Here is a 13,300-nt window from a genome sequence, read left to right on the forward strand (position 1 = left end):
TTAAATAATTTATATATTAAATTTTGGAGATGGAATTATGTGTATTGCAGCCCCTGCTCAAGTTGTTGAAATTAATAAAGAAGATAATTGGTTATATGCTGACTTCGGTGGAGCAAGACAACAAGCTAAATTGGATCTTTTACCTGATGTGGAGGTTGGAGATTATGTCCTTATCCATGCCGGTTATGCAATTGAAAAATTAACTGAAGAAGCAGCTAAAGAATCTTTAGAAGCTTGGGAAGAACTTTTAATTGTTCTTGAAGAAGAAGATAAAGAAATGGAAAAAGCAAGAATGGTTGATTTAGAAAATCAGTAAATTGACACTCTTGTTACTCCTTTTATTTTTAAGAATTCGTTTATTAAATCACCACTTACCGGTTTTTCAGTAATAATTATTAATGATGGGGCTTTTTGAAGTTCTGTATCCTCAGCATAAGCCTGTCTTATCCCTATTCCTTTTTTTGAAATTAAATTTGCTGTTGCAGCTAGTATGCCTTCACTTTCAGATCCAACTTCAATTTCTATTACACCCAGATTAAGATTTTTTGCTATGTTTTTTAAAAGAGTTCCTGCGGGGATAATGTTACTGAAAAGATTGTATAATTCTTTGTCTTCTTTTATGATTGCAATTGTTGATTTTATAACTCTTCTGTCTACATCTGCAGCTGTCGCTAGTGATTTATCACTTATTTTTAAGTTGCCGCAATAAATTTTTCCATCTTCATTTAAAGATAGTCCAAGTTCAATCATTTTTTCAGCAACTCTTATACGTGCAGGGTATTTTTTGAATTTTTCATTGATTTTTTCCCACATAATTATCATCATTCCAACTTTTTGTACATTCATGTCATATTATGTTGAAATTGATATATAAAATTAGTTATTGTTTTTCCTTTAAATTTTGGCAAAACAGGAATTTGAAGAAAAAATTCTCAGGTAAAACTAAAAATCATAAAAATTAGATGTAAGTAGGCTAGATGGGATTCGAACCCATGACCTCCCGGTTATCAGCCGAGCGCGCTAACCAAGCTGTGCCACTAGCCTATAAAAAAACATTTTGACAGTTAACTGTCAACACTTATACTTATATTAATAACTATATATAATCTTTTCGGTTTTTTGTAAGATTATATATAGAATTATATAAGATTAAAAAAATTATCTGTTAATCATTTCGTTAATGGAGTCAGCCATAGCATGTCCTTCAACGATGATTTTTGCTTTTTCAATACCTTCAACATTTTCAGCTCTAATTTTTGCATCAGCTGCAATACGAGTAATACTCATACATCCTGGGTTGGTAGGTTTAAGTATAATTTCGGCTTGATCGCCGTCTACAGTAATATCTTGTACGATTCCCATTTCTACAATACTGATTCCCATGTGAGGGTCATTAATTACAGAAACTGCATTTTTAATATCATTTACTAAATCTTCTGACATAATTTAGTCTCCTATAATTTTTATTGTATTAATAATTATTTATTAGGTTATTTTATGTTTGGTTTATATTTGCATGAAAGTTATTTCAATCTATGCTTAATTTTAACACCAATTCCATTGCCACATTCTACCATTTCACGACCTGTCATTACGGCTTTTCCAACTCCAACGACAGTATCTTCTTTAACAACAACTACTTCGTCATTTGGAATGATTTTAGGGTCCGCTTTCTTGATTCCAGGGGCAAATACTGTATTTGTCTCCAGGTCAAAATCAATATTTACAATGTTTATTCCCAAATCTTTCAATATTTCTCCGCCCGGCAAATTTAATCTGAACAATCCGTAATCTTTGTTAAGTAAAGCTAATTGTTTGCCGTCAGATAATATTCTTTTATGATACATTCCTTTGGTTTTAACATTATGTGGAATAAAATCATAGGCTTTTTCGCCGAACTGATACATGGCTATACTGCGCAGTTCGTGCAAAGTCTTTTCCCGTCTATTGACTCTTTGATGTTTTTTAAGTTCCATTCTTAAATTATATAATGAATCGGGGGAAGTCGGTCTTCCATCTTCACATACGTTGATGAATTCATCAACATATTGTTCACAGGATTCCAAATAACCTCCGCTGAGGTTGGCTATTACAGTTTTTCCTTCACAGTATTTTTTAATTAATTTTCCGCTTTCATCAATTTCATCCTGTGACCATGAACCGGTTGTACTCACGTCATATGATTGTATTGGAAAAGTATTTTCAAGTTCTCTTGGACATATTCCAAAAGGAGATGTCACAATCAGTTCTTGAAATGATCTTGTAATCTTTCTGAATTTTTGATGTGATTTGGAGTTGGAATAAGGTTTTTTCATACTGCACGGCAATAAAACAATAGTATCGCCGAGAGGTTTCATAATTTCCATTCTTTGTCTCCATCTTACCGCTTCCGGACGGTATAAAGACTCTTCACTTGAACATATTACTTTCATATTATTCCTCAAAGGATTTTATTAATTCTTCATCTAGTTTAATTAATCTTTCAATGTTATCGTCACTATCCTCAATTCTGCGTTTCCATTTCTTTATGACAAAATCAATATCCACTTCTTCACTGCCGCTAACTAAATTGTCTGCATGAGCAACAATTTTTTCCTCAAGAGTTTCCGGCAGATATGATTTAACCGGAAGTCCTAATTTTTCAGCTTCACTTTCAGTGATTCCTGCTCCAATATGTCTTTCAATAATGTTTAAGACATTTTCATCATAGTCATATTCTCGGGCAATCTCAACGCCTTCAATGGCATGGGTTATATCATGAGTTTTGGATCTTCCAATATCATGCAGTAAAGCACCTTTTTTAATAAGGTCTTTATCTACATTGTCAAAATTAGCAGCTATTTCCATAGCTTTTTTATAAACGGCTTTTGAATGTTCAATAACATTTTCAGGAGTATTTTCCTTCTTAAGTAATTCAATTTCCATTTTATCTTATTCATTAATCTTCTTATTAAAGGAATTAAAATTACTTTCAACCATTTTGATATCTTCTTTAATCTGTTTTATATTAGCTTCATTGTCCTGGAATTCAAGTTCTTCACCACATGCAGGACATAAAAATTCATAATCTGAAGCTTCGTCAAAATCAAGTCTTACATGGCCTTGAGGACATATAAAAAACATATTATTTTCTTCACGTTCTAATTCGTCATTAAGCATTTTCAGGTATTTTTCAGAATCTTTTATAATACGTGAAATTACTTCATCAGTTTCAAATTTCCAGGAATATGTAAACCATTGAGTTTCAGGGTCTTTACTTCTTTTATAACTTGCCAGTCCCATGTCATAAAGTCTGTAAAGTATTTTTCTAACGATGTTTAATTTGATTTCAGTTTTTTTGGCTATTTCTTCATCTGTTTCAATTCCATCGATTAATGCTTGAACAATAGGTAAATTGCTTTCATCTTCAACAACATTGGTTAATAAAGTCTTTACTAATGGATCATCTATCATTTAATTTCCCCTAAAGTCTCATTATCATAGTTTATCTAAACTGAAAATATAAAAATAAACAAAAAATTATGATAACTTATTAAAATTAATGTTTAGTTATATCTTTTTTATTATAAAAATATAACTAATTATAATAGAATTTTTCTAAAATTAATAATTTTTCAAGATATCTAGGAAGTTTTCAATTATATAATCCACTTCATCATCACTTAATGTAGAATAAATCGGAAGACTTATTTCATTTTCAAATAAACTATATGCATTAGGATAATCTTTTATGTCAAACCCTAAGTTTTTATATGCTGTTAATAGTGGAAGTGGCTTGTAGTGAACATTGGTGCTGATTCCACGTTCTTCCATTTTAATTATGATTTCATTCCTGTCTTCTAGGGTTATGTCTTTGATTCTTGTGAGATACAGGTGTCCTGATGATTTTGAAGATTCGCTAGTGTGTGTTGGTGTAATGATTTTTGAATCTTTAAATCCATTTTCATATTTTTCAATGATTTCATGTCTTCTTTTGAGCATGGAATCATATCTTTCTATTTGTCCGAGACCGATTCCCGCCTGCACGTCAGTCATATTGCATTTGTAGGCAGGAATTAGAATATCGTATTCCCATGAACCTTTTTGGGTTTTTTCAAGAGCGTCTTTAGTTTGGCCGTGAAGTGATAGAATTTGATATTGTTTGTATATTTTTTCGTTGTCTAAACCGTCATGGTTTTTCCATGTCACGGCGCCTCCTTCAGCTGTTGTTAAATTTTTAACTGCATGGAATGAGAAACATGTAAAATCAGCTAAACTTCCTGCTATTTTATCATTTTGAATAGCTCCAAAACCATGTGCACAGTCAGCAACTACAATGATTCTGTTGAAAGCCTCCTGAATTTCATTATTGGATTTGAACAGCTCTCTTTTGCTTTCAACTATTTCAAAAATCTTGTCATAATCACATAATATTCCTGCAATGTCTACAGGCATTATTACTTTGGTCTTATCGGTTATGGCTTCACTCATTAATGAATAATCCATTTCCTCTTTATCACTTTGGCTATCAATCATTACCGGTGTTGCCCCAACATGGCAAATGACGCTGCATGTGGCAGTATAGGTATATGCAGGCACGATTACTTCATCACCCTTTCCAATGCCCAGCAGTCTTAAAGTCATTTCAAGTGCGGTGGTGGCGGCACTTAAACAGACGGTCTTGTCAGTGTTACAATATTCACTAATTTTTCTTTCAAATTCTTTTGTTTTAGGTCCGGTGGTAATCCAACCGGATTTTAAAGCAGCAACAACTTCTTCAATTTCTTTATCTGTAATGTCTGGTGGTGAAAAAGGTATATTCATAGTTTTATTCTCCGTTAATTTCTTGAGGACTTTTATAAGTAGGAACGCATTTTTTCATGGTATCTTTAATTTCTTCCTTATCAGTAATGTCATTATCTAATAGATATCTTAAGGAATCCAGTTTTTCTTCAATATCTTCCATAGTGAAGTTCATAGGCTCTGTAATGAATATTTTTTCGTGATTGGTTTCTTCAAGATTTTCTTCATCCATCAACAGCTCTTCATATAATTTCTCTCCCGGTCTCATGCCGGTAATCTCAATTTTTATGTCTTCATCTAATTTTAATCCGGATAATTCAATGAGGCTTTTTGCAAGGTCATAGATTTTAACAGGCTCGCCCATATTCAATACAAAGATTTCTCCACCTTTTGCATAGGTGATTGATTGCAGAACTAATGCCACTGCTTCAGGTATTGTCATAAAGAATCTTGTAATCTCTTTATGGGTGACGGTTACAGGACCTCCTTCCTTAATTTGTTTTTTAAATAAGGGTACAACAGATCCGTTACTTCCCAATACGTTTCCGAAACGAACTGCAACATATTCGGTTTCGCTTTCTTTATCTTTTGCCTGTATAATCATTTCACATAATCTTTTGGTTGCACCCATTATGTTTGTCGGATTGACCGCTTTATCTGTGGATATTAATATGAAACGTTTAGTTTTGTATTTGTCACAGGCGTTTACAAGATTATACGTACCGAATACATTGTTCTTAATTGCTTCAGTTGGATTATTTTCCATTAACGGAACATGTTTATGTGCAGCAGCATGGAAAACAACTTCTGGTGAATATTCTTCAAACAGGTCGAACATTCTTTGTTTATCTCGGATATTGGCAATGATGGCTTTTATGTCATTATTTGGATATTTTGCTTTCAATTCCACTTCAATATCATATAAGTTATTTTCATATATGTCTAGCATCAACAATTGTTTTGGATCATGAATCATTATCTGTCTGCAGAGCTCTTCCCCAATGGATCCTCCGCCTCCAGTCACTAGAACAATTTTATCATGAATCAGACTTTTAATGTTATTGTTGTCCAGTTCAACAGGGTCTCTTCCAAGTAAATCTTCAATTTCAACGTCCCTTAAGCTTTGGAATAAGTTTTCTTCAGTGATTATTTCCCTTAAGCTCGGAAGAATTTTTATTTCGGCACCTGTCTTACTGCAAAGTTCAAGAATTTCTTTCTTATCCTTATTGTCAATATTTACAATGGAAAAGAAGATGGAATCCACGTTGTATTTCGCACATATTTTTTCTATATCATATCTGTTGCCTATTATTCTCACTCCAGCAACGGAATATCCCATACGTTTTTTGTTATCATCAATAATCCCGATAATATCGTATTGACCTTTCAATGTTGTATTCAAGGTTTTAATGATGTCGTTAGCTGAGTATCCTCCACCAATAATTAGTAATTTCTTCTGATTTTCAGGAGTGTAGTTAATTCCTTTATTGACGATATCTGATAACAGGATGTATCTGATAAGCAAACGCACTACAACAATTGTAATACCGATTATCAAACCGACGACCAGATTAAGTTTGATTGATGGGTTTACCATATGAAGAATAAGCTCTTCGATTAAGGATACAATCAGTATTGAAATAATTGAAAGAATGATGTAGACGATATAGTCCTGATTATTTTCGTATCGGATAATGTTGGAGTATCTTTTTGTAACTCTAAATACAATTTGAAAAACAATAATCGCCAATATTATGCTGACTATAATTTCATTTCTTGTCATTGCACTGGTCGGATTCATTAAAAAAGAATCTGTGATTAACACAGATACAAAATAATACCCGAATATGATTGCAATGCAGTCAACTAGGGGCAACAAGAAATTCCGATATTTGCCGAATGTATCAATTTCCATCAGTTTCAGTCCTTCAATTTCAATTTCTAAACATTAATTATAAATTCTAACTTATAACTATTTGAGTACATTTATTTTTGTAAAATGTTAAATATAAAATTTTTCTTATAAATATATTAAATTAATTTAACACAGTTTCTGCTTGATATAATTATGAATTTTACTTTATTTGTGATGTATGGTGCTTTGAGAGGGTATTTTTTAATTATTTGTGTCTGATGATGACTGCAGGGGTATGTGTTATTGAATCGAGTGCATCAATTGTAACTTCGCTTATTTCTGTACCCAAAACAGATTTTACACTATGTATTGTTTTCATTTCTGTTGAAAGAGATTTTTGATAGTCTTCAGCTATATTTGCTATTTCTAATCCCTTTTCAATGCTTATTTTCTCACTGCAACCTAATGGTGTTGATCCCATATTCTCTGATAATTGTCCTTTCAGATATCCAAAAAATCCTTTATTCGCTTCAATCCCTTCAATGGCTATTGGAAGGCCTGTAAAATATTTTCCATTTTTCATATAAGTTGCATCGGTATCAATAATCATCACACAAACGTTTTTTCCAATCTCTTTTTTTATTTCTTTTGCCACTTTTTCAGGATTTTCGGGAAGCAGGGAAACATATGTTCCAGGAGCATTGCTTAAATCAATTCCTGCTTCTGAAGCAGGTTTTAAAGCATGTTTCAAACCGTATAATTGGAGAACTACTTCTTTGTGGGCTTTTGTCTCTTCAGGCAGTCTTCTGAGATTTCTGATGGTTCTTTTCTTTATTCCGAGAAGAGGTCCCAAAACATATCCCCAAAGATATTTGCTCCACACTGTTGTTAATAATTTTGCAGTCAATGAAGGCTTGTATTTTGATTCATCAACTAATCTGTTCTGTGACACTGAAATTGGTGTTTCAGCTATCACTAAATAATCTCCATCTTTCATCAGTTCCTTTGCAGGATTGATAATTGAATTTAAATTCTCATTTGGTTTAATGTATCCTGTTTCAATAGGAATTACAATGTAGTCTCCGTTCATCACATGTTTTATATTTCTTAACTCATCTTCTGTCATAAAAATCTTTTTAAAACTAGTTGTTCAATATATACTAATTAGTAAGTTATTAAATTTATAATGATGGTGTGTTTATGGCAAGAAAATTTATAACCTATTTTGATAAAGAAGGAAATGACTACACTGATGAATTAATTTCATCCGTTAAAGATAAATTAGATTTGTGTGATAATATTAAAACTATTGTCATTGCATCTGCATCAGGTAAATCAGCTTTAAAACTCGCTGATGCACTTGATGATGACATAAAAATAATTAATGTTACACATCATTACGGTTTTAGCGGATCAAATGAATCTGATATATCTGAGGAAATGATTAAAAAACTGGAAGATGAAGGCATTGTAACCTACTTTGGATGCCACGCATTTAGCGGTGCTGCAAGAGGAGTTACCAATAAATATGGAGGATACTCTCCATTGGATGTTGTTGCAGATACTTTTAGAATGTTTTCTCATGGTATAAAGGTGGCCGGCGAAATTTCAATAATGGCTGCCGATGCTGGTTTAATCCCTGTTGGAGAAGAGATTATTGCCATTGGCGGAAGAGGTCATGGTGTTGACAGTGCGGTTATTTTGACTCCGGTCAATGCTAAAAACTTATTCGACATGAAGATTCATGAAATCATTGCAATGCCTAGGGATTAACTTAATATATTATTGAGTATAATATATTTTTTTCATATTTCTTTAAAAAGTAGTTGCATTTAAATATTAGTTACAATAGAAATATTTAACAATTAATTTTAATAGCAGAGAATGTGGGGTTAATTTTGTGAAATTTATAGATGATGCAATCAAAGAATCCGAACAAAGAATGGAAGAGAAAACACCAGATAAAATCTCTTCAGACATAGATGAAGAGCTTATTAGTATAATGGACGGTGTTAAAACTAAAATTTTCGTTGTTGGTGCTGGTGGAGCAGGAAACAACACTATTTCAAGATTAAACGAAATGGGTATCGAAGGAGCAACAACAATTGCTGTAAACACTGATGCTCAAGATTTATTTTACAGTCAATCTAGTAAAAAAATATTATTAGGTAGACAAACTTCAAAAGGATTGGGTGCAGGTGGTGAACCATCTGTAGGTGAAGAATGCGCTGAAGAAAGTGAAGATGAAATTAGGGAAGAATTAGTAGGTGCTGACATGGTATTTGTCACTTGCGGTCTTGGTGGAGGAACCGGAACCGGTTCAGCTCCGATAATTGCAAAATTAGCTAAAAAATTAGGTGCATTAACCGTTGCAGTCGCAACATTACCATTTTCTGCTGAAGGAATTAAAAGAAGGGAAAATGCAGACCAAGGTTTGGAAAAACTTCAGGACGCTGCAGACACTGTTATTATTATACCTAATGATAAATTATTAGAAGTTGCACCAAACTTACCTTTAAACAAAGCATTCATGGTTTCCGATGAAATTTTGGGAAGGGCAGTTAAAGGAATTACAGAACTGATTACTAAAAGAGGTCTTGTAAGTTTGGACTTTGCTGACATTAGAAGTATTATGAGCGGGTCCGGAATGGCAATGATTGGTATGGGTGAATCTGATTCTGGAGATAGAGCTTTAGAATCTGTACATGAAGCATTAAGCAGCCCATTACTGGATATTGATATTTCAAATGCCACTGGTGCTTTAGTTAACATATCCGGTAGTTCTGATTTAACATTACATGAAGCTGAGAAGATTGTTCAAGTTGTTGCTGATAAATTAGATCCTGAAGCTAACATTATTTGGGGTACTCAAATTGATGAAAGTCTTCAAAATATGGTTAGGACCACTGTGGTTGTTTCAGGTATTAAAACTGATTATGATTCTGATAATGAACCAGATATTGAATATGCTGAGGAAAAATCAGAATCTGAATCAACTAATGATCAATTAGATGATTTCATTGATGGAATTTTCTAATTCTATCTTCTTATTTTTTTTGAATAATGCAAACATTTATTAATGTTTAAAATATAAATTATTTTATTACTATTATTTTATTATAATTCATTAAACTATGGTCTCATAGTTTTATTAATTTTGGGTATTTAAAATGAATGTACAAGAACGTTTTGATAAATTTGTTAAAGACAGTAAAAGAGTATTAAAAGTATCAAGAAAACCAGATAAGCAAGAATATATTGAGCTAGCTAAAGTTACTGCTATTGGAGTAGCTATTATTGGTGTAATCGGTTTTGTTATAGTTTTGCTCGGTTCATTAATTGGTTTATAAAACAATCAATCATTTCTTTTAATCCAAGTTAGATTATAATAAGATTTTGTAATAATTTTGTATCTTTTTGATTTTAGATTTTTACTATTAAGTCATATCTATAATCAATAATATGATATTATTAGAACCTAGGGGAAGCCGGGGGATAGCTTAGTCAATTTTCACATATCGTGAATTACCTAAGAATCTGTAATTTAGACAAGTTGCAGTGCTTCAAATAACTTTTAACTTAATGTATGATTAACCAGTAAATTATGAAATAGGTGAATTTTTCATGGAAGATACTAATAGTTCCATATATGCTCTTAAAACCTCTGCAGGTCAAGAAAGAAATGTTGCCAGATTGTTGGCACGTAAAGCTAGAACCATCGATGGCATAGGCATTTCCTCAATTCTTGTTCCGGAATCTTTAAAAGGGTATATTCTAGTTGAATCATCAACAAAAATAGATCTTAGAAACCCTGACTTAAAAGTACAGCATTTAAGAGGTGTTGTAGAAGGTAATGTTGGCATTACTTTTGAAGAGGTGAAAAGATTCTTAAAACCAGAACCTATTATTTCCTCAATTCAAAAAGGAAGTATTGTTGAGCTTATTTCTGGACCATTCAAAGGAGAAAGGGCGAAAGTGGTTCGTATTGATGAATCACGTGAAGAAGTCGTTCTAGAGTTAATAGAAGCAGCAGTACCTATTCCGGTTACTGTTAAAGCTGATCAAATTAGAATAATTCAAAAGGAGGCTGACTGATGGCTAAAGATACAGTCGAAGTTCTTATCGAAGGTGGAACTGCTACTCCGGGACCACCATTAGGACCTGCTTTAGGACCTTTCGGTATTAACATGATGCAAGTAGTTGAAGAAATCAATAAAAAAAGTGCTGACTTTGCAGGAATGAAAGTGCCTGTTAAAGTTACTATTGATAGAGATACCAAAGAATTTGAAATTGAAATTGGTACTCCACCAACAACTGCTCTCATTATGGAAGAATTAGGCATCGAAAAAGCTTCTCACGAACCAGGTTTAGACATTATTAATGACTTACCAATCGAAACCGCTTTAAAAATCGCTAGAATGAAATTTGATTCATTACTTTCTAACGATTACAAAGCAGCTACTAAAGAAGTTATGGGAACCTGTGTAAGTATGGGATTATCTGTAGATGGTAAAGACCCAAGAGAAGCACAAAAAGACGTAGATGCTGGAGTATACGATGATATCTTATTAGAATAGGTATTTTCGTTCAAATTAAAACTTAAGTTAATGATACAGTGTATATGATGTTATAATTACGATTATAATTGATATACTGTTTTTAATTCATGCAATCGTTTAAGAATTTTTTTCTTGTAATCGATTCTCATGAAACCAAAAAAATCCAATGAACATAATGTTCATGGGGGATGAATATGACACAAGATGTAATTAACGCGGTGAAGGAGGCAAAAGAACAATCTAAGCCGAGAAACTTCACTGAGTCCGTAGATATTATCATTAATATCCGTGACTTAGATGTCAGAAAGCCAGAAAATAGGTTTAATGAGGAAGTTACTCTTCCTAACGGCCGTGGCAAGGATGTAAAAATCGGAGTCATAGCTGATGGGGAACTCATTGTTCAGGCTAAAAATGCTGGTCTTGACGTTGTCATTAACAAACCTGATTTAGAAGAGTTAGGAAAAAACAGAAAAGATGCTAAAAAAATAGCAAACTCTGTTGATTTCTTTGTAGCTCAAGCTGATATGATGCCACTCGTTGGTAGATTCTTAGGTCCAGTTCTTGGTCCTCGTGGAAAAATGCCAAAACCAGTGCCAGCAAGTATCAAACTTGACCCTCTTTTAGACAGATTACAAAGTACTGTTAAAGTTGGTGTAAAACAACAGGCAAGTATCCAAATTGTTGTTGGAAGCCAAGACATGTCAGACGAGGATATAGCTGAAAATGTGGAAACTGTTCTTACAGTCTTAGACCGCAATTTAGAAAAAGGAAGAAGTCAAATCAAGTCCATGTTTATAAAAACAACTATGGGACCAGTAGTGAGGGTGATCTAATGGCTCATGTTGCTGAATGGAAAAAGGAAGAAGTTAAAGAGCTTTCAGGGATTATCGGTCAATACGATGTTGTCGGTATTGTCGATTTATTAAACATTCCTGCAAAACAGCTTCAAGAAATGAGAAAATCTCTCAACGGCAAAGCTGTTATCAGAATGTCTAAAAAGAATCTCATTGACTTAGCTCTTGAAGATTGTAATGCTGATAAAACCAACATTGTTGATTTATCTGAACATATGGATGGTCAAGTTGCACTTATTGCAACCGAAATGAATCCTTTCAAATTGTACAAAATATTAGAAGACAGCAAAACTTCTGCTCCTGCAAAACCAGGAACTATTGCACCTGAAGATATTGTTGTACCTGAAGGGGACACTGGATTTGAACCAGGTCCATTCTTAGGTGAATTGCAACAAGTTGGAATTCCTGCAAAAATTGATAAAGGTAAAATCTGCGTACAAAAAGAAACAGTTGTTGTAAAAGCAGGTGAAGAAGTATCTAAACAGGTTGCTGCTACCTTATCAAGAATGGATATTAATCCGATGGAAGTGGGAATTGACTTAAAAGCAGTATACGAAGAAGGATCAATTTACACTTCAGATGTACTTGCAATCGATGAAGAACAAACATTAGCAGATTTACAAAAAGCGTTCTCAGGCGCATTCAACTTATCTGTAAATGCAGCTATACCTACTACAAAAACTATTTCCGCAATATTATCTCTCGCACATACCAGAGCTGTCAGCGTTGGTGTAGAAGGAGCTATATTGACTTCCAAAACTTCAGAACCAATTCTCGGTCTTGTAAATGCTAGAATGTTGGCTATTGCTTCTGCAATCGCTGATGTTGATGGTGCAATCGACGATGAATTAGCTGAAAAACTTTCTAATGCTGCTGTAGCAGCTGCTCCAGTAGTGGAAGAAGAAGTTGTCGAAGAAGAGGAAGAAGAGGAAGAAGAAGAGGATAGTGAAGAAGAAGCAGCAGCTGGGTTAGGAGCTCTCTTCGGGTAAAATTAAAATTTAATATTATTAATTAACTAACACTTTAAAAAACTAATGGTGATAACATGGAATATATATATGCGGCAATGATTTTGCACAGTGCAGAAAAAGATATTAACGAAGAAAATGTTAAAAGTATTATTGAAGCAGCAGGTATCGACGCTGATGATGCTAGAATCAAAGCATTAATCGCAGCTTTAGAAGATGTTGACATCGAAGAAGCTATCGAAACCGCAGCTGTTGCAGCAGCAGCTCCTGCAGCTGCAGCTC

At 33.3% G+C, this 13,300-nt stretch carries 17 protein-coding genes and 1 tRNA gene; 9 read left to right on the plus strand and 9 right to left on the minus strand.

The window, feature by feature from the left end; genetic code table 11:
- The first annotated feature begins 37 nt into the window (after nucleotides 1-37).
- On the plus strand, nucleotides 38-316 hold the full coding sequence (locus Q4Q55_RS06670; RefSeq protein WP_303372047.1) for a HypC/HybG/HupF family hydrogenase formation chaperone: 279 nt from the start codon (nucleotides 38-40) through the stop codon (nucleotides 314-316).
- Here the strand turns inward: Q4Q55_RS06670 and Q4Q55_RS06675 are convergent.
- From Q4Q55_RS06675 to Q4Q55_RS06715, 9 genes are all read right to left on the minus strand, one after another.
- Nucleotides 310-825, minus strand: coding sequence for an amino acid-binding protein (locus tag Q4Q55_RS06675; protein ID WP_303372065.1), 516 nt, complete (start codon nucleotides 823-825; stop codon nucleotides 310-312). The two genes, Q4Q55_RS06670 and Q4Q55_RS06675, sit on opposite strands and share 7 nt — an antisense overlap.
- Before the next feature lie 144 nt (nucleotides 826-969).
- Nucleotides 970-1,044, minus strand: a tRNA-Ile gene (locus tag Q4Q55_RS06680).
- Between the two features lie 114 nt (nucleotides 1,045-1,158).
- Nucleotides 1,159-1,443, minus strand: a complete 285-nt coding sequence (locus Q4Q55_RS06685; RefSeq protein WP_303372048.1) for an iron-sulfur cluster assembly protein — start codon at nucleotides 1,441-1,443, stop codon at nucleotides 1,159-1,161.
- An 80-nt stretch (nucleotides 1,444-1,523) separates the two neighbouring features.
- On the minus strand, nucleotides 1,524-2,432 hold the full coding sequence (locus Q4Q55_RS06690) for a DUF5591 domain-containing protein (RefSeq protein ID WP_303372049.1): 909 nt from the start codon (nucleotides 2,430-2,432) through the stop codon (nucleotides 1,524-1,526).
- Between the two features lies 1 nt (nucleotide 2,433).
- Entirely contained in the window at nucleotides 2,434-2,925 is a 492-nt protein-coding gene (locus tag Q4Q55_RS06695; protein ID WP_303372050.1) for a TIGR00295 family protein, read from the minus strand.
- A 6-nt stretch (nucleotides 2,926-2,931) separates the two neighbouring features.
- On the minus strand, nucleotides 2,932-3,453 hold the full coding sequence (gene tfe, locus Q4Q55_RS06700) for a transcription factor E (RefSeq protein WP_303372051.1): 522 nt from the start codon (nucleotides 3,451-3,453) through the stop codon (nucleotides 2,932-2,934).
- Between the two features lie 150 nt (nucleotides 3,454-3,603).
- Entirely contained in the window at nucleotides 3,604-4,803 is a 1,200-nt protein-coding gene (locus Q4Q55_RS06705; protein WP_303372052.1) for a DegT/DnrJ/EryC1/StrS aminotransferase family protein, read from the minus strand.
- A gap of 4 nt (nucleotides 4,804-4,807) precedes the next feature.
- A complete protein-coding gene (locus Q4Q55_RS06710; protein WP_303372053.1) occupies nucleotides 4,808-6,697 on the minus strand; it encodes a nucleoside-diphosphate sugar epimerase/dehydratase in 1,890 nt (629 codons plus the stop codon).
- A 205-nt stretch (nucleotides 6,698-6,902) separates the two neighbouring features.
- Entirely contained in the window at nucleotides 6,903-7,763 is an 861-nt protein-coding gene (locus Q4Q55_RS06715) for a coenzyme F420-0:L-glutamate ligase (protein WP_303372054.1), read from the minus strand.
- Between the two features lie 74 nt (nucleotides 7,764-7,837).
- On the opposite strand from Q4Q55_RS06715, the gene Q4Q55_RS06720 reads away from it, so the two are divergent.
- The 8 genes from Q4Q55_RS06720 to Q4Q55_RS06755 form a co-directional block, all read left to right on the plus strand.
- A complete protein-coding gene (locus Q4Q55_RS06720; RefSeq protein WP_303372055.1) occupies nucleotides 7,838-8,410 on the plus strand; it encodes a pyruvate kinase alpha/beta domain-containing protein in 573 nt (190 codons plus the stop codon).
- Between the two features lie 127 nt (nucleotides 8,411-8,537).
- Complete coding sequence (gene ftsZ, locus Q4Q55_RS06725) at nucleotides 8,538-9,674, plus strand: cell division protein FtsZ (RefSeq protein WP_303372056.1); 1,137 nt, start codon at nucleotides 8,538-8,540, stop codon at nucleotides 9,672-9,674.
- Nucleotides 9,675-9,807: 133 nt separating this feature from the next.
- Nucleotides 9,808-9,987: a protein translocase SEC61 complex subunit gamma gene (locus Q4Q55_RS06730; RefSeq protein WP_303372057.1), complete on the plus strand. Its 180-nt coding sequence runs from the start codon at nucleotides 9,808-9,810 to the stop codon at nucleotides 9,985-9,987.
- A 274-nt stretch (nucleotides 9,988-10,261) separates the two neighbouring features.
- A complete protein-coding gene (locus tag Q4Q55_RS06735; protein ID WP_296803757.1) occupies nucleotides 10,262-10,732 on the plus strand; it encodes a transcription elongation factor Spt5 in 471 nt (156 codons plus the stop codon).
- A complete protein-coding gene (locus tag Q4Q55_RS06740) occupies nucleotides 10,732-11,214 on the plus strand; it encodes a 50S ribosomal protein L11 (RefSeq protein ID WP_303372058.1) in 483 nt (160 codons plus the stop codon). Before Q4Q55_RS06735 ends, Q4Q55_RS06740 begins: the two co-directional genes overlap by 1 nt.
- Nucleotides 11,215-11,390: 176 nt before the next feature.
- Nucleotides 11,391-12,029 carry a 50S ribosomal protein L1 gene (locus Q4Q55_RS06745; protein ID WP_303372059.1) on the plus strand — a complete coding sequence of 213 codons (639 nt, stop codon included), beginning with the start codon at nucleotides 11,391-11,393 and terminating at the stop codon, nucleotides 12,027-12,029.
- Nucleotides 12,029-13,039, plus strand: a complete 1,011-nt coding sequence (locus Q4Q55_RS06750; RefSeq protein WP_303372060.1) for a 50S ribosomal protein L10 — start codon at nucleotides 12,029-12,031, stop codon at nucleotides 13,037-13,039. Before Q4Q55_RS06745 ends, Q4Q55_RS06750 begins: the two co-directional genes overlap by 1 nt.
- A 56-nt stretch (nucleotides 13,040-13,095) precedes the next feature.
- Nucleotides 13,096-13,300, plus strand: a 205-nt coding sequence (locus Q4Q55_RS06755) for a 50S ribosomal protein L12 (protein ID WP_303372061.1), incomplete at its 3' end; no start/stop codon positions are given.

This window comes from Methanobrevibacter sp., from assembly GCF_030539555.1.
GTDB lineage: Archaea > Methanobacteriota > Methanobacteria > Methanobacteriales > Methanobacteriaceae > Methanocatella.

What these genes read in the sequence shown, in the direction of transcription:
- Q4Q55_RS06685 (WP_303372048.1), bottom strand. Translation starts at nt 1,443, where the DNA reads ATGTCAGAAGATTTAGTAAATGATATTAAAAATGCAGTTTCTGTAATT.
- Q4Q55_RS06705 (WP_303372052.1), bottom strand. Translation starts at nt 4,803, where the DNA reads ATGAATATACCTTTTTCACCACCAGACATTACAGATAAAGAAATTGAA.
- Q4Q55_RS06695 (WP_303372050.1), bottom strand. Translation starts at nt 2,925, where the DNA reads ATGGAAATTGAATTACTTAAGAAGGAAAATACTCCTGAAAATGTTATT.
- Q4Q55_RS06710 (WP_303372053.1), bottom strand. Translation starts at nt 6,697, where the DNA reads ATGGAAATTGATACATTCGGCAAATATCGGAATTTCTTGTTGCCCCTA.
- Q4Q55_RS06720 (WP_303372055.1), top strand. Translation starts at nt 7,838, where the DNA reads ATGGCAAGAAAATTTATAACCTATTTTGATAAAGAAGGAAATGACTAC.
- Q4Q55_RS06715 (WP_303372054.1), bottom strand. Translation starts at nt 7,763, where the DNA reads ATGACAGAAGATGAGTTAAGAAATATAAAACATGTGATGAACGGAGAC.
- Q4Q55_RS06735 (WP_296803757.1), top strand. Translation starts at nt 10,262, where the DNA reads ATGGAAGATACTAATAGTTCCATATATGCTCTTAAAACCTCTGCAGGT.
- Q4Q55_RS06675 (WP_303372065.1), bottom strand. Translation starts at nt 825, where the DNA reads ATGATGATAATTATGTGGGAAAAAATCAATGAAAAATTCAAAAAATAC.
- Q4Q55_RS06740 (WP_303372058.1), top strand. Translation starts at nt 10,732, where the DNA reads ATGGCTAAAGATACAGTCGAAGTTCTTATCGAAGGTGGAACTGCTACT.
- Q4Q55_RS06750 (WP_303372060.1), top strand. Translation starts at nt 12,029, where the DNA reads ATGGCTCATGTTGCTGAATGGAAAAAGGAAGAAGTTAAAGAGCTTTCA.
- Q4Q55_RS06690 (WP_303372049.1), bottom strand. Translation starts at nt 2,432, where the DNA reads ATGAAAGTAATATGTTCAAGTGAAGAGTCTTTATACCGTCCGGAAGCG.
- Q4Q55_RS06730 (WP_303372057.1), top strand. Translation starts at nt 9,808, where the DNA reads ATGAATGTACAAGAACGTTTTGATAAATTTGTTAAAGACAGTAAAAGA.
- tfe (WP_303372051.1), bottom strand. Translation starts at nt 3,453, where the DNA reads ATGATAGATGATCCATTAGTAAAGACTTTATTAACCAATGTTGTTGAA.
- Q4Q55_RS06670 (WP_303372047.1), top strand. Translation starts at nt 38, where the DNA reads ATGTGTATTGCAGCCCCTGCTCAAGTTGTTGAAATTAATAAAGAAGAT.
- Q4Q55_RS06745 (WP_303372059.1), top strand. Translation starts at nt 11,391, where the DNA reads ATGACACAAGATGTAATTAACGCGGTGAAGGAGGCAAAAGAACAATCT.